15 protein-coding genes are annotated in these 21,567 nt (G+C 63.1%); 2 read left to right on the top strand and 13 right to left on the bottom strand.

What is annotated here, in order from left to right:
* Window positions 1-2,404 (top strand): autotransporter domain-containing protein (locus MHM88_RS07955; protein ID WP_239362495.1); only part of this gene is annotated, 2,404 nt, incomplete at its 5' end.
* A 139-nt stretch (window positions 2,405-2,543) separates the two neighbouring features.
* Here MHM88_RS07955 and MHM88_RS07950 read toward each other — a convergent pair.
* The 9 genes from MHM88_RS07950 to xdhA all read right to left on the bottom strand — a co-directional run bounded on the left by MHM88_RS07950 (window position 2,544) and on the right by xdhA (window position 15,820).
* Window positions 2,544-3,878, bottom strand: coding sequence for an MATE family efflux transporter (locus MHM88_RS07950; RefSeq protein WP_239362494.1), 1,335 nt, complete (start codon window positions 3,876-3,878; stop codon window positions 2,544-2,546).
* A gap of 338 nt (window positions 3,879-4,216) precedes the next feature.
* The gene (locus tag MHM88_RS07945; protein WP_239320345.1) at window positions 4,217-4,474 is read right to left on the bottom strand and encodes a PAAR domain-containing protein; all 258 of its coding nucleotides are present in this window, start codon (window positions 4,472-4,474) and stop codon (window positions 4,217-4,219) included.
* 34 nt (window positions 4,475-4,508) lie between these two features.
* The gene (locus tag MHM88_RS07940; protein WP_239362493.1) at window positions 4,509-6,557 is read right to left on the bottom strand and encodes a type VI secretion system Vgr family protein; all 2,049 of its coding nucleotides are present in this window, start codon (window positions 6,555-6,557) and stop codon (window positions 4,509-4,511) included.
* A 176-nt stretch (window positions 6,558-6,733) separates the two neighbouring features.
* Window positions 6,734-7,723: a sterol desaturase family protein gene (locus tag MHM88_RS23190; RefSeq protein ID WP_239362491.1), complete on the bottom strand. Its 990-nt coding sequence runs from the start codon at window positions 7,721-7,723 to the stop codon at window positions 6,734-6,736.
* 125 nt (window positions 7,724-7,848) lie between these two features.
* Entirely contained in the window at window positions 7,849-9,249 is a 1,401-nt protein-coding gene (locus MHM88_RS07930; RefSeq protein ID WP_239362489.1) for a DUF4856 domain-containing protein, read from the bottom strand.
* Between the two features lie 251 nt (window positions 9,250-9,500).
* Window positions 9,501-11,084 carry a xanthine/uracil/vitamin C permease gene (locus MHM88_RS07925; RefSeq protein ID WP_239362486.1) on the bottom strand — a complete coding sequence of 528 codons (1,584 nt, stop codon included), beginning with the start codon at window positions 11,082-11,084 and terminating at the stop codon, window positions 9,501-9,503.
* Between the two features lie 68 nt (window positions 11,085-11,152).
* Window positions 11,153-12,004 (bottom strand): xanthine dehydrogenase accessory protein XdhC, encoded by an 852-nt coding sequence (gene xdhC, locus MHM88_RS07920; RefSeq protein WP_239362483.1) that lies wholly within the window; start codon window positions 12,002-12,004, stop codon window positions 11,153-11,155.
* Between the two features lie 4 nt (window positions 12,005-12,008).
* On the bottom strand, window positions 12,009-14,342 hold the full coding sequence (gene xdhB, locus MHM88_RS07915) for a xanthine dehydrogenase molybdopterin binding subunit (RefSeq protein ID WP_239362471.1): 2,334 nt from the start codon (window positions 14,340-14,342) through the stop codon (window positions 12,009-12,011).
* Window positions 14,343-14,356: 14 nt separating this feature from the next.
* Window positions 14,357-15,820 (bottom strand): xanthine dehydrogenase small subunit, encoded by a 1,464-nt coding sequence (gene xdhA / locus MHM88_RS07910; protein WP_239362469.1) that lies wholly within the window; start codon window positions 15,818-15,820, stop codon window positions 14,357-14,359.
* Window positions 15,821-15,997: 177 nt separating this feature from the next.
* Between xdhA and MHM88_RS07905 the strand changes: the two genes are divergently transcribed.
* Window positions 15,998-16,927, top strand: coding sequence for a LysR family transcriptional regulator (locus tag MHM88_RS07905; RefSeq protein ID WP_239362467.1), 930 nt, complete (start codon window positions 15,998-16,000; stop codon window positions 16,925-16,927).
* 71 nt (window positions 16,928-16,998) lie between these two features.
* Here MHM88_RS07905 and bhcD read toward each other — a convergent pair whose 3' ends face one another.
* From bhcD to bhcA, 4 genes are all read right to left on the bottom strand, one after another.
* On the bottom strand, window positions 16,999-17,964 hold the full coding sequence (gene bhcD, locus MHM88_RS07900; RefSeq protein WP_239362454.1) for an iminosuccinate reductase BhcD: 966 nt from the start codon (window positions 17,962-17,964) through the stop codon (window positions 16,999-17,001).
* A gap of 178 nt (window positions 17,965-18,142) precedes the next feature.
* Complete coding sequence (gene bhcC, locus MHM88_RS07895; RefSeq protein WP_239362452.1) at window positions 18,143-19,306, bottom strand: 3-hydroxy-D-aspartate aldolase BhcC; 1,164 nt, start codon at window positions 19,304-19,306, stop codon at window positions 18,143-18,145.
* A gap of 23 nt (window positions 19,307-19,329) precedes the next feature.
* Complete coding sequence (gene bhcB, locus MHM88_RS07890; RefSeq protein ID WP_239362431.1) at window positions 19,330-20,295, bottom strand: beta-hydroxyaspartate dehydratase BhcB; 966 nt, start codon at window positions 20,293-20,295, stop codon at window positions 19,330-19,332.
* Window positions 20,295-21,485, bottom strand: a complete 1,191-nt coding sequence (gene bhcA, locus MHM88_RS07885; RefSeq protein WP_239362429.1) for an L-aspartate--glyoxylate aminotransferase BhcA — start codon at window positions 21,483-21,485, stop codon at window positions 20,295-20,297. Before bhcA ends, bhcB begins: the two co-directional genes overlap by 1 nt.
* Window positions 21,486-21,567 lie beyond the last annotated feature (82 nt).

Genomic DNA, 21,567 nt, shown 5'->3' with positions numbered 1-21,567 from the left:
CACCAGCAGCCTTGCGGCCAGCGCCAGCACCACCTTCACGGTGGCCTATACGCCAACGGCGGCGGGGGCGTTCTCCTTCGAGCTGGACGTGGACAGCGACGACGCCGACGAGGGCACCTATGACCTGACGATCAGCGGCACGGCGACGGGCAGCGCGGAAATCGGCGTCGGCTCCTCGAGCGGGGGCACTCTGGAGGACGGTGATACGGATACGATCCCCGGAACCCCAAGCGCGGGTTCGGCCAATGTCATCACCTACACGTTCACCAATTCCGGCTCCGATACGCTCAACATCACGACACCGACCGTTGCCGGAAATATTTCCAACGAAACCAACGTTGTGGTGAACGGTTTGACGCTGGCGTCAAATACGGTGGCGAGCGGTGGTGGCACCACGACGCTTGAGATTTCCTATACGCCGCAAGCCAGCGGGGCCTATAGTTTTGATCTGCAAGTGGCCAATGACGATGCGGATGAAAGCCTGTTCAACATCACGGTGGCCGGGACCGCGAGCGGGACGCCGGAAATCGAGGTGTCCTCCTCGGCCAGTGGGGCGCTGAGTGATGGCGGCACCGACAATATCGCAGGAGCGATAACCCCCGGCACCGCCACGTCGGTCACCTATACCATCACCAACAGCGGCACGGATGTTCTGACCCTTGATGCGCCGTCGGTGGCCAGCAGCGTCAGCAATCAGAACAACGTGACGGTGGACAGCCTGTCCCTGGCGGCGACAAGCGTTGCCAGCGGTGGCGGCACCACCACATTGCAGGTGGACTATACCGCCATCGCAGGCGGCGCCTACGGGTTTGATCTGAGCCTGGGCTCTGACGACGCGGATGAGGACCCGTTTGACATTTCCGTCACGGGCACGGCGCAGAGCGTGGCCAGCGGGCTTTCGGTCCAGTCAGGCTCCGGCCAGGTGGCCGAGGTCGGCGCGCAATTCGCCGCGCCCCTTGTCGCGCTGGTGACTGATAGCGGCGGCACTGGCGTTGCAGGGGTCGATGTGACCTTTACCGCGCCGGCGAGCGGGGCTTCGGTGGTCTTTGCCAGCACCGGGACACGGACCGAAACCGTCACCACCGGCTCTGACGGCACGGCGACCAGCTCTGCCATGACGGCCAATGATACGGCGTCCAGCTATGCCAGTGGATCGGCACTGACCTCCTATGATGTCAGCGCAAGTGCAACCGGTCTCAGCAGTGTCAGTTTTGCGCTCACCAATGACCGGGATGCAGAGGCGGATATTCAGAAAACCCAGGAAGTGATTGCGGCCTTTGTCTCCAACCGCGCCAATACCATCGTGTCCAATCAACCGGATCTGGTGTCGCGACTGACGCAAGGCGGGTTGGCGCGGCAGCAGGGGCGCAACGGGTTTGGGTTGCGCGCAACCTCAAACGGCAGATCCGCGACCTTCCGCTTCAGCCTGCGCGCGCTGCTGGAGGAAGCACGCCGCCGCAATGACGGGTCGCGCTGGCGCGAGTCGCTCCGGACCGCTGAGGCGGGCGCAGAGGCCGCGGCGGAGGATGTCATGGCGGCGCGGGATCCTGCGCTGCGGTTCAGCGCCACGGACCCTGCCGGATCGGAGACGGCGGAGGCGGATGCCCCGGCCTCTGCGCCCGTGATCGCCTCGGGATGGGACCTCTGGGCCGAGGGCACCTATGCGGTGACCGAGAATGGCAACTTCGAGAGCCGCTCCGGCCTGTTCTTTGCGGGCGCAGACTACCGCTGGTCGGACAAGGTTGTACTGGGGGTGATGGGGCAGCTGGATATCACCGACGAGGACAATGGCGCCGCCGGAACCTCGGCCAGTGGTACGGGGTGGATGGCCGGGCCCTATGTGGTGGTGCGTCTGGACCAGAACCTCTATCTCGATGTTGCGGCGACCTATGGGCAATCCTCCAACACCGTAAATGCGCTTGGGCTGTTCGAAGATGACTTCGACACCGAGCGGTTCCTGTTGCAAGGCGGGCTGACCGGGGATTTCAAACTGGATGCGCGCACCACGATCAGCCCGTTTGCGCGGCTGACCTACTACTATGAAAAGCAGGAAAGCTACACGGATACGCTCGGCCGGGTGATCCCCTCGCAGGACTTCGACCTGGGGCGGTTCGAGTTCGGGCCCAGGATTTCCTGGCAGCTGGCCCTGGACGGGAACACGCAGCTGTCGCCCTATCTGTCGTTCTCGGGCATCTATGATTTCAACAAGTTGCAGGGGGCCAATCCGACGGACGCCACGCTGGCGTCATCGCAATCGGATTTCCGGGGCCGGCTGGAGGCCGGTGCAACCTTCGTGGTGCCGGATCGCGGGATAAAAGTCGCGGTCGAAGGGTTCTACGATGGGATCGGGGCGTCGGATTTCGAATCCTATGGGGCCAGCCTGAACATTCACATCCCGTTCTGACGCGCGGGTGGTTTGGAACGCGGGCTGGCCTGCGTCTGTGTCGCGGAGGGTGACGAACCTGCGCGTGGGGGCGGGGCTCTGCCGCCATGCGCCGCGGCTGAGGCAATGTCTGCAATCGCAGGTACCACCTTAGCCTTCTTCATCCCGTATGCCTGGCCGCGCGAAATGCAAGTGTCGCCAATAAAATGGCTGCACAGGTGAGGCCAAGGCAAAACCCGATCCAAACGCCCGGCGCGCCAAAGCTTGCCGCCTCGGCAAGGAACAGACCACCCCCCAGTCCGACAACCCAGTAGCAGCTCGTGCTCAGCAGCATCGGCATGACTGTTTGACGTAGCCCGCGCAGCGCATGGATGTAGACGATCTGCGAAGCGTCGAACACAAAAAATGGAGCAGTCCACCGGAGCAGATTGATCATCAGGAACCTGGCCTCTGTCGATATGTCGGAGTTTGAGAAAAGCGTGACAGTTGCCTCGGCGAATACTCCGGCAATGAGTGCAAGGCACGCAGCAACAGCTCCGGCAACCGTTGCGCCAAGGCGAAGCAACCGAGTGAGAATGGCACGTCCTTTGGCACGGTTCGCGGCAATGCGCGCCGCCAGAGCCTCCCCCAATGCACCGCTCGCGGCGTAATTCAGTTCCATGACGGCAAAAACCAATGTTCCGGCGGCGAGCCATACCGTTGAGTAAACCCCCAAGAGATAGAGCACGACGATAAACAGAACGCTTTCAAGCGCCTGTTGCGCGCCAGCCGCCCATCCAAGGCGGAAAATGTCAGCCGTGAAGCGGGCGATGACATGGCGTCGAAGCCGTCTCACCCTCACAAGGTGCGAGCGGAGCACGACCCCCAAAAGCACACTCGCGGCACAGGCGTTCACCCCAAGTGTCGCCCAGGCAGCGCCCGCCACACCAAACCCTTGCCACGCACCAATGCCATGAACGAGCGCAATACTTGCCCCGAGGTTCCCCAGAACAATTCCAATAGAGATCCACGTGATTGCAGCCGTCATCTCCATGGCGTTCAGGACGTTCTTGAGCACGGCAAGCAGAAGCGCGGGCGCTATGGCCCATGCGAAGATGCTTGCATAGCGATCAAAAGCGCCAATGAGGTCGGGGTCGTATCCGCTCGCTGTCAATACTGCGCCAGAAGCGAGTGCGACGATTATGGCCGCGGTGACGAACGGGATGATGAGCGCGACAGAGGCCAAGACAACAGCGCCACAGCGCGCTGGATCTGGTTTTTCCGCCATCAGCACTGTCCCTATGGACAGAACCGCGAAGCCAATCACCATCACGGACAACAGGATGGTTTTGCCCAGACCGACCGCCGCAAGTTCGGTTGTGCCAAGCGCGCCAACAACCGCGAGATCAGTCAGCCCGACAAGGATCTCTGTCAGATAGAAGGCTCCGATCGGAAGGGCGGTCCTGACGAGTGATAGGGGCGTTGTAGCGGGGGCAGGATTTCGAGTATTGGACATGTGGGCACCGTGCTGTGTTGCACGGTCACCCAAAGAGCTGATGACCTTGGACCGCCGAATGTTGTCGGCGGGGCAGCTTACCGCCGCAGAGATTATCCATCCGTGACATTAGAAGCAATAACCGATAGCGGCGCATTTCTGCGCCAGCGGTGTTTGATGGCAGCGCGCGGTTCGGGCCAGGTGGTGTTGAGCTTTCTGGCGAAACAGATGGCCGCGGCGCGCCGTCGCGCATCAGCGCCCCGGTGTGCCGCCGCTCTGTCTCCGCCCTAGGGGCAGAACCAAGTGGCTGCCGCCCTTGCTGCCGCTGTCAGTCCCGGCTGGCGCGACCGTATCGCGGGTCAGGGCGCAACCTTGTGATTGGGCGAGCCGCTGACGATGGTGCCTCCGACCGACGTCGAACAGCCCACATAGGCCACCGGCATGCCGTCATCGCGGGATTGGCCGGAGCCGGATGTAATCACCGCACCGCAGCTGGTCTTGTCGCCGACCCGCGCAACCGGGCGGCCATCGATCACCGCACTGCCACCGCTGACGATCTGGCATTTGCGACAGCGCGGGCAGGCGTGGGTGTCTCCGACACGGGCTACAGGTTGCATGCAACGTCTCCGACAAGCTCTCCAGACATTGGGATCACTCCTTCTGGCTGAGGCATTCTTCAACCAGGGGCAGGGCGTCCCGCGCGGCGTTCTGCAAGGTCGGAACCTGGGCACTGCCACTGCCGCCCATGCTGACCGCGCCCTTGAGGTTGATGCTGCCCGCTTCGAGGGTGATGCCGGATGCATCCAGCGTGATCTTGCCACCGGGGCCCTTGATGACGAATTTCTCGAATGCCATCAGCGTGTGCTTGGCGGTGTTGTTGGTAATCGACTCGGTCACGTTCAGGGTGGATTTCCCGAACACGGTTTCCTCGTGATTGCGGCCGATCTGGACCAGGTGATCGGCATAGATGTCCTGCTTGTGGATATTGCCCACCACATGCACATGGTCCTTGCCGTATTTCTCCTGTTGGTCGCGCCCGACCTGATAGGTCACATCCTGCCCGATCGTCTCGCGCTGGTCGCGGCCCACCGACATGGTTTCATCCTGGCCGACGGTCTGTGTCCGGTCGCGGCCGATGCTGTTGCTTTCGTCCCGACCGATGGTCTTGGAGCGGTCATTTTCGATAACGATCTCCTGATCCTTCTGGCCGTGCATGTAGATCAGCTCCTGATCCCGCTCGTCCTCGAAGGTCAGCTCGTTGAAGCCGCTGCCCTTGTGGGTGTCGGTCTTGAACACCGATTTGGTCTTGTTCGCGGGCAGGGGGTAGGGCGGCTTGTTGCGCCCATTGTAGACACAGCCCGTGACCAGCGGTTTGTCGGGATCTCCTTCGAGGAATTCGACCACCACCTCCATGCCGATGCGCGGGATCACCATGCCACCCCAGCCTTGCGAGGCCCAGTTCTGGCTCACCCGGCAGCGCATCGAATAGGCTTTCTCCAGATCCCAGTGGAAATGCACCAGGATGCGCCCGTGTTCGTCGCAGTCGATTTCACCCTCGCCGACCACCACGGCTGTTTGCGGGCCCTGCACGATGGGCAGCGGCGTGATCCGCGGGGGCACCATCGGGGCGGCTACCGGCATCAGGCGATACTGCGCCGTGAAGGGGCGGTCATGGCTGTGATCGCTGCTGACGGAGCCATAGGCCTGGCTCACGAAACAATAGCGCGCGCTGAGGCAGAGATGCTCTCCGCCGTCGCCGGGCACTGCATCGCCGCCGCCCAGGGGCACCACCAGGCCTGGTTTCAGCCCGACGATGTCGCCGGCCGCCGCGTGCCGGGCGTCATGGCCGCGTTCCTCTTCGCAGCGCAGCTGTGCCACCGTTTTGCCGCGTCCGAGGTCCAGGTAGTCACCGGGGTAATCATAGGCTTCGATCTGGCCCTCGGCATATTGTGCATCCCCCATGCGGTCGGATTCCATCGCCGCCATCGGGGTCTTGAAGTTGTAGTCCATCAGCCGTGTGGCGCCGGTGGTCAGGCGCCGCTCCGGTCCCCAGGACCAGAAATGCTCGCCCTGCACGCCGCGGTTTTCGGCGGTGCCGAAATAGGGCCGCTGGGCCAGCCGGTCATGGCTGCCGACATCATCGCTCAGCACCAGCGTGTGCTGGCCATCGCCGTGGCGGAAGCTGAAGGAAATGCCGAAACGCTCCATCAGCCGACGGGCAAAGGCCAGATCGCTTTCGCGGTACTGCACGGTGTATTCGAGTTCGGGATAATCCGCCGTCAGCGCCACATCCAGATGCGGGCTGCCCAGATGGGCGTAATCCGCCAACAGCTCCTGAAGGATCTCCACAACCGTCTTGTTGTGAAAGATACGCTGGTTGCGCCGTTTGTCGGCGAGCCAGATCCACGGTTGCAAGCGCAGGTCATAGCGCCAGCCGTTCTCGCCGGGACCGCGCCAGCGCACTTCGGTGATGATCCCGTCAAAGGGCACCGGCCCATCGGCCCCCGCCAGGGTCACGGTGGCGTGGGTGCCCAGCAGCGCGTCGAAATCAAGATCATCACGCGGTGCCAGTGCCTCGACGGTGAAGTCGAACAGCTCGTTCAGCGCCTCGCTGCCGTCAAATCGCAGAAGCACCAGCGCATCCGGACCAAGAACAGTGTTGAACCGCCCAAGCCGGGCGTCCTGGACAAAAACATTCATAAAGCAAAACCCTAAAAGTTGTATCCGAACCTATGGGCTTCAGCCTCAGGGTCAAGGGGGGATGGGGCCTTCGCGGCGGGGAAATTTTGCCATCGCGCCGCGAATACGCGGCGTGTTGCCGACCCGGGGACACTGGGGCGCGATCCCCGAGGGGCTGGAAATCGGCTATTCCGCGATCAGCGTTGGGATTTCACCGCCGCGGTTGCGCGCGGGCGTCGCCGCGGCAGGCGGCGCCGAATGACGGCATACATGTCGGCAAAGGGACGCAGGTATATATTGCGGATGTCGGAGGCATGCGCCTCGGTCTGCGACAGGCCGAACGTCAGCTCTGTATCGGGTTCGGACAGATGCAGCGACCCGAACAGCCAGTCCCACAGCGCAAAGGCAACGCCAAAGTTCTTGTCGTAGTGGCGCTTGGCGCTGGAATGATGGATCTGGTGCTGCGCCGGGGAAATCAGAAGATGTTCCAGCCAGGGCCAGTATCTGATCGAGATATGGGAATGTCGCAGGTTCGAACCGGCGACATGAAACACAAAAGAGAAAACGCTGACCCCGAGCACCGTCACCAGATCGACGCTCGGGCCGAACAGGAACAGAAAGCTGGCCATGACGCTGCCCTGCACAAAGGCGGTCCGGAACGCGTAGAGCACGCCCTCCAGCGGGTGCACGCGATAGACGGTCACGGGGGTCATCGTCTCGGCGGAATGATGGACCTTGTGGATCGCCCACAGCAACGGCCATCGGTGCATCATGCGATGCAGGACGTATTTGGTGAGATCGTCCATCAGAAAGATGGTGACGGTGAACAGCACGGTCACGAGCGCCACGGGGGCGTCCGAAAACAGCTCGCGATGCAGCACGGGCAGGTCGAGCAGCAGATAATAGACGGCGGTGGCAATCGCCAGCTGCGACAGCAGCAGCGGCGAGATGAACAGCGTGAAAATCCTGTTGATCACAAAGATCTTGTAATCGGCCCGTGCCGAGGCGGACCACAGAATGCTGCGATCAAACACCTTTTGCAGCGCGTCCCGGAACGAGCATCGGCGCACGGTCACCAGCCACAGGATCGCGATCAGGATCGCGGCCAGAAGATAGCCGACAAAGATGCGTTTCTTCGGATCGTGAAAATCCGAAAAGACGTCGCCGAGATGACCGAGAAACTCCACGATGCAACTCCTTGGGCTTATGGCACGGCGCGCTCACGCAGGCGCGTTCCGGTGCGGGCGCGGATGCCGTCCAGCACGCCGGTGTCCCATGCGGCGGCATCTGCGCCGCATGGGAGAGGCTGTGATCAGTCGGATTCTGCCGATGCGTTGGTGCCGAGCTTTTTAGCCAGATCCGCCAGTCCGGCTGTGGCGTCATTGGCGCGGGATTCGATGCCGAAGGTGTCGATCATGGCCTTTTGGACCTTCAGCATGTTGACCTGGTAATCCTCAAAGGACATCTCGCGCTCGCGCAGGAAATTGCCGTGGGCGTCGATGTCCGACACCATCTTGCCATCGGGCATGGCCGGGCCGAATCCGACCAGCCAGTTCAGGTCAAAGGCGGTCGCGCCAAGGTTGTTCTTGCCCGACTGAAGCGCCATGCTGAAGCCCTTCAGCTCGCCCCAATGCTTCACGTAGGCACGCAGCGCTTTTTCGTCCGATGCGTCGGATTTCAGCGCTTCGAGGTCATTGTAGACAGAGCCTGCATATTTGAAGACGGCCTCTGCGATGACCTTTTCCCAGTTGCTTTCGATCACCTCGGCATAGGATTTGAGCTCGTTGCGCTGCGCGTCGGTCAGCGCCTCGCCCTCGGCAGAGGCGATCAGGGCGCGCCCGTCGCGGAAGGCGGCAAAGATGGTTTGCAGATAGCTGGTGGATTTGGTGCCCCCCTTGTCGGCGCCAGCGGCATAATAGGCCGGGCCAAAGACCATTTCCGTCTTCAGGTCGACAACCCCGTCACCATTGGCATCGGCCGCCGCGAGATCGGTTTGCTTGGCGATCGCATAGGCTTGCTGTGGGCTCAGGCTGGCGGTATGCGCCGGGGCGCCGAAATAGCCGAAGGCCTCGTCCCAGGAATGCTCCTTGCCCGTGTAGGCAGCGCCTTCAGAATAGGGCTGATCGTTGGGTTTGGTGTCGGCGTCCAGTTTTTCGTCCAGGTAGTTGTCGACGGCCTGATTGTAGGCCATTGCGCCCAGCGTGAACTTGGAGATCAACTGTGCCCAGTCGTAGCCGTTGACCGCGTCATAGCCCTGTTCCGCGGCCGCGGCGTGGCGAATCATGTCGCGCGCAACCTCGACGCCGGATTTGTTGCCAGGCCAGGCCAGCATGGCGCCGCTGTAGAATTTGCCCGCGATGTTCTTGCCCGACGAAATCTCGTTCACGGTGGACTGCTTGACCGGGAAGCCGTCTTTCGAAGCGGGGGCGATGATCTCCAGATCCTCCTCGGAGCCTTCGAAATAGGCCAGCAGCATTGCTTCGAGCTGCGCGGCATTGTTGCCACCATCGCCCTTGCCTGCGAGTTTTTTCAGGCTGTCGTGCAACACGTGACGGGCCACCTGCCCGGAATAGGACACCGAGTTTTCGGCGTCGCCGCTGTAGCCTTTCACCGTGACCGGGAACGGGCCGTAGGCGTCGCTGGCCATGGCAGCCGTGCCGATAAAGCTGGCAACCACCAGGCATGTTGTCGCTTTGAGCGTTGACGCGATCATAGGGATCTCCTCCAGTATTTTGGTCTCGGCGGGGGCCGATTTGTTATTCAGAGTGTTTTTGTCAATTAATGACCGCAAACGTCAAGGGGGTCCGTCGTGCCGAGTCGATTTTCTCGAATTCAGCACTTGGAAGCGCGCCACACCGTTCGGGCGGCATGGCGCGGGGCGTGTCGCAGCTGTGTGAAACAAAGTGGGGCCACCCCCTTTCGGGAATGGCCCTGACAGATTTCAGCTAAAGGTGGGGCGATCTGTTACTCCGCCGGGTGCGCCTTGGGGTCTTCGACCACTACGTTCTTGTTGGTCGGATGCTCATCCTTGTGAAACAGCGGGTAGATGAACAGGAAGGCGGCCGCGATCAGGTAGCCACCGGAGACGCTGGTCAGCTCCGGCCAGTGCAGGCTGGCGCCATGGATGATGCCAAGCGCCGACATCGCCGCCGCCGCCAGGGCAAAACCACCCGCGTTGCGGAAATTGCCGTCGATGACGCTGGCGACGATCGCACCCCAGATCAGCCCGGTGAGGATCGCGCCTTGAGACAGCGACAGGTGGCCACTGAAATGCGCGCCCTGCTGCAACAGCGCCGCGGTCAGCGCCTCATCGCCCAGCTGCGGCACGCCCGCAACGCCCACCGCGCCGAGCGCCCCGATGAGAGAGCCCCATTTCACCATCAGGAAGGCCGAGACATGCGGCATCATCGCGATGGTGACGGCGGCCATATGCTCGGTCTTGACCGAATGGGCGGTGTTGGTGATCAGGCTCAGCGCCACAAAGACCAGCACCGGTGCGGCAGCAGCCACCGGGATCAGGTTGTTGAGGAAAGCCAGCAGGCCGAAGATCGCCGCCAGCGGAATGACCGTGCCAACGCCGATGATATAGCCCGCATGCGCGCCCATGCGTTTATAGGCCGGGTGGCCGATATAGGCGGTGGTCGGGAAGGGCGAGCCGAAGACCGCACCGATCATGGTGCCGACCCCGTCGGTGATCTGGCAGGTGGCCACCGGATAGTGGTCGCCGGCGCTTTCGGCGCTCTCGACGTTGTTCATGGTCTCGATGAAGTTGTAGATCTGCACCGGCACCAGCACCAGGAACAGCTCCGGGTTGGCGAACAGGTACTGGATACCTGCAATCAGGTCGCCGACATAGGGCAGCGGCGGATAGAAGCCGATCCCTTCGACGTTGATGGTCGAGGTGCCAAGCGCCAGCGCCACCACGGTGCCGACGATCAGCGCCAGCAGGCCGGCGGGGATGTTGTAGGGCAGGCGGAAGCGGCCCACGAGACCCCAGAGGATGATGATCATCGAAGCAAAGCCGATAAACGGGTTTTCAAACACGGTGGCCAGCGGCACCGAACCGATGAACACCAGCGCAATGCCGCAGAGCGTGCCGAGCATGCCCGCGCGCGGGGTCACGCGTTTGAGCCAGGGACCGATGACAGCGCCCAGGGCGGCGACGATGCCGCCCATGAAGCCGGCGCCGATGCCCACCTGCCAGGCCAGCAGCGGATCATTGGTGGCCCAGTAGATCGGCCCGATCACGCCAAACAGATAGACAAACATCACCGGCGTCGAAATGCCGTAGGGCAGGGCGGTCACGTCACGCCCGTGTTGCGCCGCCGCGCGCTTTGCCAGCGCAACATAGACCGCGATCCCGGCCAAGATCGCCACTGCCGCACCGGGCACGATGCGGCCATAAACGATCTCGGCAGGCATCTGAAAGACGAACTGGCAAATGCCGGCCAGCACCATCAGGTTGATCAGATTGTCGGTGAACAGCGCCCAGAACGCGCTGAAGTCGCTGCGGTGAAACAGCTTGTAGCTATAGCTCCCATCCCTCATGGGGACCTCCCTTGGTAGCCCGGCAGATGTGGCTGGTAACTCCTCCCGCCACAGCAACCGGTGATGCGTTACTGCGCCGCGAGATGCGACACAGCCTCCCCGAATTCGGGGTGACATGCGGCAGTTTCAGAGGTCAGCGCCGTGATCACTTCTGCCGCAACCTGTGCGGCGATCACGGCTGGCCGCTTGTCGCGGCTACCGCCTGCCCCGATGGGGCAGATCAGATCTGCGACAGAGAGCCCGTCGCAGTGGTCTTGGGTCCAGCTGGCGAATTTCGCCCGCTTGGTGGCAGAGCCGATCATGCCGACATAGGCTGCATCGCCCCGTTGCAGGGCGGCAGAGGTCAGCAGGAAATCAAGCCCGTGGTCATGGGTCAGCACGATGAAGGCGCTGCCGGGGGCCGCGTTCATCACGTCGATTTCGGGGATTGCGCTCTGGCGGCGCTCGACCTGCGCGTGGGACTGGTCCAGTTCCTCCTCGCGTTGATCGATCAGCACCGCGCGCACTGGCATGTGCTGGAACAGATCCGCAAGTGCGCGCCCCACATGGCCTGCGCCGAGGATATAGACGGCGGGCAACGCCGCGTCCTGTGCCTCTGCTTCGCGCAGGGCGGCCTCCTTGTCGCTGGTGCTCATCCGTGTGAGGGCGATCTCCACCCGCCCGCCGCAGCATTGGCCGATCTCGGGGCCAAGCGGCACATCCATGTGGTGCGACAGGTTCCCCGCCGCCAGCAAATCCCGCGCCGACGCGATGGCGAGATGCTCCAGCTGGCCGCCGCCGATAGTGCCAAACAGGCTTTCGGCGCGCACATACATCTCCGTGCCCATGTTGCGCGGCGAGGACCCCCGCACCCGCGTCAGCCGCAGGCTGGCCACCGGGCCGGGCGCGTCGAGAAACTGGCGAAGCCGCTCTGCCTGCATGGCCTCACCCTCCGGCCTTCAGCCGTTCGACGGCCATCAGCACGCGTTCGGGCGTGGCGGGTGCCTCAAGACGCGGGCACTCGCGATAGTCGGCAACCGAAGCCACCGCCATCGACAGCGCCTCCAGCACCGAGATCCCCAGCATGAAGGGCGGCTCGCCCACGGCTTTGGAGCGTTTGATGGTCATCTCGCGGTTTTCCGACCAGTCGGCGAGCTTCACGTTGAAGCTGCGCGGCCGATCCGAGGCCAGCGGGATCTTGTAGGTCGAGGGCGCATGGGTGCGCAGGCGCCCTGCATCATCCCACCACAGTTCCTCTGTGGTGAGCCAGCCCATGCCCTGGATGAACGCGCCCTCAACCTGGCCCTTGTCCAGCACCGGGTTCAGCGAGCGGCCCACGTCATGCAGGATGTCGGTGCGCTCCACCCGGTATTCGCCGGTGAGCGTGTCGATGGCGACCTCCGAGCAGGACGCGCCATAGGCGTAATAGTAGAACGGCCGTCCCTTGCCCGCCGCGCGGTCCCAGTGGATCTTGGGCGTCTTGTAAAAGCCCGCCGCCGACAGATGCACCCGCGCCATATAGGCCTCGCGGATGAAGGTGGCAAAGTCCACCACCTCCTCGCCGATGCGAATGTGGTTGGGGCCAAAGCAGACCGCACTTTCGGCCACACCCCGGCTCTCGGCAGCAAATTTGACCAGCCGCGTCTTGATCTGTTGGCAGGCATCCAGTGCTGCCATACCGTTGAGGTCGGACCCGGAGGAGGCCGCCGTGGCCGAGGTGTTCGGGACTTTTTCCGTGGTGGTCTTGGTGATCTTGATGCGGTCGAAATCAACCTGGAACGCCTCGGCCACCACTTGCGCGACCTTGGTGTTCAGACCCTGACCCATCTCGGTGCCCCCGTGGTTCAGATGGATCGAGCCGTCATTGTAGATGTGGATCAGCGCACCCGCCTGATTGTACCAGGTGGCGGTGAAGGAGATGCCGAATTTCACCGGCGTCAGTGCGATGCCACGACGGATGATGCCGCCCTTGGCATTCTCGGCGATGATCTCCGCGCGGCGGGCCTGATAGTCACTGCTCTCTTCCAGCTCCTCGACAATGCGACCGATCACATTGTCCTCCACCTCCTGATGATAGGGGGTGAGGGTGCGGCCATCGCCGGGTTGGCCGTAGAAATTGGCCTTGCGCACCTCCAGCGGGTCCTTGCCGAGCGCATAGGCGATTTCCTCGATCATCCGTTCCGCCGCGACCACACCCTGCGGGCCGCCAAAGCCGCGAAACGCGGTGTTGGACACGGTGTTGGTCTTCTGCGGGCAGGAGGTCAGGCGGACATGCGGATAGAAATAGGCGTTGTCGGCGTGGAACAGGGCCCGGTCGGTGACGGGGCCGGACAGATCAGAGGAATAGCCGCAGCGCGCCGCAAACTGGCTGTCCACCGCCGTGATGCGCCCCTCGGCGTCAAAGCCGAGATCATAGTCGATCACAAAGTCATGCCGCTTGCCGGTTGCGGTCATGTCCTGATCGCGGTCGGGGCGGATTTTCACCGGGCGGTTCAGCTTCTTGGCGCCAAGGGCCGCAACGGCGCAGAACAGGTTCATCTGGCTTTCCTTGCCGCCAAACCCGCCGCCCATGCGACGCACGTTCACCACCACCGCATTCGACGGCACGCCCAGCACATGAGACACCATATGCTGCGCCTCGCTCGGGTGCTGGGTGGAGCAATGCACGATCACATCGTCATCCTCGCCGGGAATGGCAAAGGCGATATGCCCCTCGAGGTACATGTGATCCTGCCCGCCGACAGTGACGCGGCCCTGCACACGGTGCGGCGCTTCGGCCAGACCAGTCTCCACATCGCCGCGCTCCAGCTTCAGCGGGTCGGTGACCATCGGCATGCCAGCGTCGCGGGCCGAAATCGCATCCAGCGCGTGGGGCAGCACCTCATAGTCGACATCGGCCAGTTCCGCCGCGCGGCGGGCCGCATCGCGGCTCTCGGCGATCACCGCAAACAGCGGCTGGCCGTGGAATTCCACCTTCTCGGTCGGGAACACCGGCTCGTCATGTTTGCCGGTAGGGCTGACATCGTTGACGCCGGGGATGTCCTCGGCGGTCAGCACGGTCACCACGCCCGGCGCAGAGCGCACGCGGGTCAGATCCATGCCGCGGATGTTGGCATGGGCCACGGTGGACACACCAAGATAGGCGTGCAGGGTGCCTGCGGGTTCGGCAATGTCATCGGTATAATCGGCCCGGCCCTGCACCTGCTTGATGGCGCTGTCGTGCTTGAGGTCCTGATGGGCGGCGCCCTTGATCTCGGCGGTGTTGTTCAGATCTTTCATGGTCCCGTCCTCCCTCACGCGATGGCCAGACGCACCGGTGCGTCCTGAGTGGTGTCATGTTCCAGCTGGAACCGGCGCAAAAGGTTGGCTGCGACGGTCAGGCGGTACTCGGCCGTGGCGCGCCAGTCCGTCAGCGGCTGGAAATCCTGCGCCAGCGCCCGGGCGGCAGCATCGAATGTCTCTGTGGTGAAGGGCTGCCCGACCAGCGTGGCTTCGGCATGCGCTGCCCGTTTCGGGGTCGCAGCCATGCCGCCAAACGCCAGACGAGCGGCGGTGATGATGCCATCACTGACGGTGACGCTGATCCCGGCGGCCACCGAGGAAATATCCTCGTCGCGGCGTTTGGAGATCTTGTAGGCAGCATCGTTCTGACCCGGCTGGCCGCGCGGAATGCGAATGGCGGCGACAAAATCACCCGCCTCGCGGTCCTGTTTGCCATAGTCGATAAAGAAATCTTCCAGCGGCAGGATGCGGGTGCCACGGGTGCTTTGCAGCATGACCTCGGCGCCGAGGGCGATCAGCACCGGCGGCGTGTCCCCGATCGGCGAGCCATTGGCGATATTGCCGCCGATGGTGCCCATGTTGCGCACCTGCCAGCCGGCGATGCGGTCCCAATATTCGCCGAGATGCGGGAAGGCCTCGCGGATCGCGGCCTCGCTCTCGGAATAGGTGACGCCAGCACCGATGGTCAGCGCGTCATCAGTCAGGTCAATGGACTTCAGGCCCTCGAGATGGGTGATGAACACCACCGGCGAAATGGGGCGCATGAATTTGGTGACCCACAGTCCCACGTCGGTGGAACCAGCTACAATGGTCGCCTTGGGGGTGTCGGCCAGCACCTTTGCCAGATCCGCCACATCCAGCGGCAGGATTGCGCGGTCGTCTTCGGGGCCTGTGGTAATGCGCGTTCTGGGCTGCAGCGCCATCAGCCGCGCGGTCACATCCGTGCGCTCCCGGGTCAGATGGTCATGCGCCGGGGAGCCGTATTGGGTGACGGCCATCGCGGCCCGAACAATCGGCTCATACCCGGTGCAGCGGCAGAGGTTGCCCTGGATGGCAGTCTCGACCTGCTGCATCGACGGCTCCGGATTGCCCATCCACAGCGCATAGAGCGACATCACAAAGCCCGGCGTGCAAAAGCCGCACTGGCTGCCGTGATAGTCGACCATGGCCTGCTGCACCGGGTGCAGGCGGCCCATGGGGCCGGAGAGGTGTTCGATGGTGACAATGTGGCACCCGTTGAGCGAGGCCAGAAATCGAATGCAGGCATTCACCGTCTCATAATGCAGCTGGCCCTGGTGCAGACGTCCGACCAGAACCGTGCAGGCGCCGCAGTCACCCTCGGCGCAGCCTTCCTTGGTGCCGGTCAGCCGCTGTTCGATCCGCAGATAGTCCAGAAGCGTGAGCGTTGCCTTCACATCCGTGACGGTCTTTTCCTCACCATTCAGAAGAAAGCGAATATCGTTCTGCTGAGCCATTTGCCCTCCCAATTCCTGCTCCTGATTGTCAGGAGTGTCGGGAGTTTACTGTTTCTGACTGCCTCGAAATATGGTGGGCTTTGCGAAATACTTTCAACAGATCGTTGAAAGAAGCCGGCCGAGCGTGCATGTATACTGGGCTTCGGCGCAAGTGTTGAGGATTTTGAATGGCTTATAATGGCGTATCTTGAGAGCCTTCGGGTGTTCTGCCGGGTGGTGGAGCTGGGCAGCATCACGTCCGGCGGGCGCGACCTGCGTCTGACTCCGGCTGTGGCAAGCAAACGAATCAAGGAACTGGAGCAGCATCTGGGCGTGCGGCTGTTCAATCGCACCACCCGATCGCTGACCCCGACCGAGGTGGGCAGCGAGTTCTACAAGGAAGCGCTGCGCATCCTGAGCGCCGTGGACGAGGCCGAAACCGTGGTGGCGCAATTCTCCGGGGCACCGCGCGGCACGCTGCGGGTGACCGCGCCACTCGCCGCCGGGCGGCGCATCATCGCGCCCCTGGTGCCGGATTTTGTCGAGGCGCATCCCGATATCGAGGTGCGCATGCGGATGTCGGACCGCAAGGTGGATATTCTGGCCGACGGCATCGATGTGGCTTTTTTTGTGGGCAATCCGCATGATTCCAGCCTGAAAATGCGCAAGATCGCCACCTGTGACCGGGTGCTCTGCGCCGCGCCCGCCTATCTGGAGCGGTTCGGCACGCCAGAGGCGCCCGAAGAGCTGATGAAGGGGCACAATTGCCTGCTGCTGCGCTACCCGCGCTCGCCGGAATACTACTGGACCCTGAACACCAGGTCCGGCTTTCGCAAATTCGAGGTGAAGGGCAAATATGACGCCGATGACAGCGATGTGCTGCTGAACTGGGCGCTGGACGGGCGCGGCATCATCAACAAGCCGCGGTTCGAGGTGGCGCAGGCACTGCGCAGCGGCGCGCTGGTGGAAATCCTGCCCGAGGCGCATCCGATCCCGGCGACATTTGGCTGTCTTTACCCGCACAAGAAATTCCAGGATCCCAAAGTCAGGCTGTTGGTGGATTTCATCACCAGCCGGGGGCAGGCCTATCTGCAAGGGCTTGAGGCGCCGCGCGCCGATCCGGCCTGAAGCACACAAAAACGCCCCGCAGATCTGCGGGGCGTTTTTGTGAGTGGTGGTGCTTTGACGCCGGGTCGAGATCAGAAATCCACCTCGATGGCGATGCCCTGCTTGACCGCGAGTTCAACGACCGAGGAGGCCACGGCCAGATCCTGAAGACCGACGCCGGTGCCGTCAAAGAGGGTAATCTGTTCGGCCGAGGTCCGGCCCGGGTGGGCACCGTTGATGACCGCGCCGAGCTGCGCCACATCGGCTTCGGCAATCAGCCCCTGCGCCACCGCGTGCTGCGCCTCGCCGATGGAAATGGACTGCGCCACCTCGTCGGTGAAGACATCGGCGCGCACCAGCAGCTGGGGATCAACCTCCTGCTTGCCTTTGGTGTCGGTGCCCATGCAGGCAATGTGAGTGCCGGGGCTGACCTGATCGGCCTTGAGGATGGCATCAAAGGAGGAGGTGATGGAAATGATCACATCCGCCTCTTTCAGACCATCTAGCTCCACCGCCTCAAACGGAAGTCCCGCCTCGGTTGCGACCTCTTCGAGGTTCGCCAGCATTTCGGGATGCAGGTTCCAGCCGATCACCTTTTCAAACTCGCGTTGCTCCAGCGCGGCACGCAGCTGGAACTTGGCCTGATGCCCGGCGCCAATCATGCCGATCACCTTGGCATCCTCGCGCGCAAGGTGCTTGATCGAGACCGAAGACGCCGCCGCCGTGCGTAGCGCGGTCAAGAGGTTGCCGCCGACCATCGCGCGCACCTTGCCGGTGTCGGGGTCAAACAGGAAAACGGTAGACTGATGGTTGATCAGCCCGCGCTTTTCCAGGTTGTTGGGCCAGTAGCCGCCGGCCTTCAGCCCCAGCGACAGGCCGGCGCGGTCAAAGCCGCCCTTGAAGCCGTAGAGCGCGTCTTCATGACCGATGGCCTCGCGCACCACCGGAAAGTTGTAGGCGTCACCGGCGGCCATGGCGGCAAAGACCTGTTCCACCGCATCAAAGGCGGCCTTGCGCGTCATCAGGTCGGCAATCGCCCGTTCGGGAACGATATACATGGGATGTCTCCATTCGTCTGGCGCGGGCTGTGTGCCCGGGCCGCGCCCGACCCTCCCCACGGGCAGGCGCTTGCGCACCCACCCAGGCTTGGGCGCGACCCGCTTGTTGGGGTCGCGGGGCAAATAAAAAGTCGGCGGAGGGCGGCGATGCGCACCTCCGCCAGTTCGGGGTTGATCGTCAGTAGGCCTTGCCGCGCGCCGACACCGGCCACAGGGTCTCGACCTTGCCGCCGCGCACGCCGACGTACCAGTCGTGCACATTGGCGGTGGGGTCGCAGTGGCCCGGCACCAGCTTCAGCTTCTCGCCGACCTTGAGCACGCCGTCGGGGTCGGCAATCACGCCATGCTCGTCGGAGCATTTGACGTATTCCACATCCGTGCGGCCAAAGATGAAGGGCAGACCGCTGTCCACCGATTGTGCCTTCAGGCCCGCGTCGCAGATCGCCTTGTCGGCTTTTGCGTGGCTCATCACCTGGGTCAGGATGAAGAACGCGTTCTCCCATTCGCCCTGGTCGATGCGGTTGCCGTCCTTGTCGAGGATACGGCCATAATCCGCGTCCATGAAGGCGTAAGAGCCGCACTGCAACTCGTTGAAAACGCCGGAGTTGCTCTCGAAGTAGTAAGAGCCGGTGCCGCCGCCGGAGACCAGTTCGGGCTCCAGGCCCGCAGCTTTCAGCGCCTCGACGGCCTCGGTCACCTGCGCGATGGCGATGTCGAGTTTCTCCTTGCGGCCCTCGTAGCTGTCGATGTGCTGCATGGCGCCCTGATAGGCTTGGATGCCGGTGAACTTCAGGCCTGCTGCCGCATCGATGGCTTGCGCGATCTCGACCACGGCTTCGGTGGTGGTGACACCGCAACGCCCCGCGCCGCAGTCGATCTCAACAAAGCACTCGATCTCGGTGCCGTGCTTTTGCGCGCCTGCCGACAGATCCGCCACATTGGCGATGTCATCGACGCAGACGATGGTGCGCGCGCCCAGTTTCGGCAGCCGCGCCAGACGGTCGATCTTGGCCGCGTCCCGCACCTGGTTGGAGACCAGCACGTCCTTGATGCCGCCGCGGGCAAAGACTTCGGCCTCGGAGACCTTCTGGCAGCAGACACCCACCGCGCCGCCCAGCGATTCCTGTAGCTTGGCCACATCCACCGATTTGTGCATCTTGCCGTGCACGCGATGCCGCATGCCATGCGCCTTGGCATAGTCGCCCATCTTCTTGATGTTGCGCTCCAGCGCGTCCAGATCCAGCACCAGGCAGGGGGTCTGGATGTCGGCTTCGTCCATGCCGGGCAGGGCAGGGACGTCATAGCCAACTTCGAGATTGTCGAAATTCACGGGTGCATTCATTTTGGTCACTCCCTTACTGGGTCTCACAGGGTCCAGGGCAGCTTGTCGAGGTCGACATTGCCGCCGGTGATGATGATGCCGACGCGTTTGCCTTTGAACACATCGGGGTTTTTCAGGATGGTGGCGAGGGGCACGGCAGAGGAGGGCTCCATCACCACGCGCAGGTGCTTCCAGATCAGCTTCATCGCGTCGATAATCTCGGGGTCGGAGGCGGTCAGGATGTCGGACACGTGGTTCGACACAAAATGCCAGGTCAGATCCTTCAGCGGCACCAGCAGCCCGTCGGCGATGGTCTTGGGCGCGTCATCGGCGATGATGTGGCCTGCCTTGAAGCTGCGATAGGCGTCATCGGCCTGCTCGGGCTCGGACGCGATGATCCTGGTCTCGGGCGCCAGCGTCGACAGGGTCAGGCAGGTGCCAGAGATCATGCCACCGCCGCCGATCGGAGCGAGCGCAAAATCAAGCCCATCGGTCTGTTCCACGAACTCCTTCGCGCAGGTGCCCTGGCCCGCGATCACACGCGGGTCGTTGTAGGGATGCACAAAATCGCCGCCGGTTTCGGCCTGCACGCGGGCAAAGGTCTCCTCGCGCGACGAGGTGGAGGGCTCGCATTCGGTGATCTTGCCACCATAGCGGCGCACGGTGTCCTTCTTGGCTTGCGGCGCGGTGCGCGGCATCACCACGTTGCAGGGAATGCCCCGCAGCATCGCCGCATAGGACAGGCAGGAGGCATGGTTGCCACTGGAATGCGTCGCCACGCCCTTGGCCGCCTGCGCCTCATCCAGACCAAAGACCGCGTTGCTGGCGCCGCGCACCTTGAAGGCGCCCGGCTCCTGAAAGTTCTCGCATTTGAAGAACAGCTCCGCCCCGGTCAGCTCGTTCAGATAGGCCGAGGTGCGGATCGGCGTGCGGCGGATGTGCGGGGCAATCCGCTCATGCGCCGCCAGCATGTCCTCATAGGTGGGGATATACATCGCGCTGTCCTTCATCACGCGGCGTCCTGCTGCGCCGAGGCCGCATTGCCGCGATAATAGTCCTGCGCTGCCGCAACACCGGAGCCGAGTTGGATATCAAGGCCGAGGTCGACCATGCACATCTCGGCGGTGGCAATGCCGGAGAGCGCCATCACATCGGTCAGGCTGCCGAGGTGGCCGATGCGGAACACCTTGCCCGCGACCTCGCCCAAGCCCACGCCAAAGGCGACGCCGTATTTGTCGGCGGCATGGGTGACGATATCGGTGGCGTTGAACCCTTCGGGGGTGCGGATGGCACTGACGGTGTCGGAATAGACCTCCGGCGACGCGGCGCAGAGCTCCAGCCCCCAGGCGCCGACGGCGGCGCGCACCCCTTCGGCGATGCGGTGGTGGCGGGCAAAGACGTTCTCCAGCCCTTCGGCCAGCAGCATCTTGCAGGATTCATTGAGCCCGTTCATCAGACCCACGGCGGGCGTGTAGGGATAGGCGTTGTTGGCATAGCCCTTGGCCATGTCATGCACGTCAAAGAAGGTGCGCGGCAGCTGGGCGGTCTTGGTCGCCTCCATCGCCTTGGGGCTGAAGCCGACGATGGCGAGGCCCGCGCTCAGCATAAATCCCTTTTGCGAGCCGGTGACGGCCACGTCGACGCCCCATTCGTCCATGCGGAAATCCATCGAGGCGATGGAGCTGACGCCATCCACAAACAACAGTGCCGGGTGGCCAGCGGCATCCAAGGCGCGGCGCACGGCGGCGATGTCGGATTTCACGCCGGTTGCGGTCTCGTTATGAGTGGCCAGCACCGCCTTGATCTTGTGGGCTTTATCGGCGCTCAGGATCTCCTCATAGCGGTCGGCGGGCAGGCCCGCGCCCCAAGGGGTCTCGACGATCTGCACATCAAGCCCGTGGCGCTGGCACATGTCGATCCAGCGGTGGCTGAACATGCCGTTGCGCGCCGCAAGCACGGTATCGCCTGCCGACAGCGTATTGCTCAGCGCCGTTTCCCAGCCGCCGGTGCCGGAGGAGGGGAAGATGAAAACTTCGGCGGTTTCGCTTTTCAGAACCTTGCGCACGCCGTCGCGGGCCGGATGCAGGATCTGACCAAACAGCGGCGAGCGGTGGTCGATCGTCGGCATGTCGCAGGCTTTGCGCAGGCTCTCGGGGATGTTGGTCGGACCCGGGATGAAAACGGGATTTTGAAAGCTCATGGAATGTCTCCTTCCGTCGTTGAGACACCCTAGGCCGGACCCGCCGGCGATGAAATTTTTTTGAAATCGTTTTTCGAAAATG

Source organism: Epibacterium sp. MM17-32, from assembly GCF_022348205.1.
Classification (GTDB): Bacteria; Pseudomonadota; Alphaproteobacteria; order Rhodobacterales; family Rhodobacteraceae; genus Epibacterium.
The sequence above is the reverse complement of the archived record's forward strand: the minus strand, read 5'-3'. Positions and strand labels throughout refer to the sequence as shown.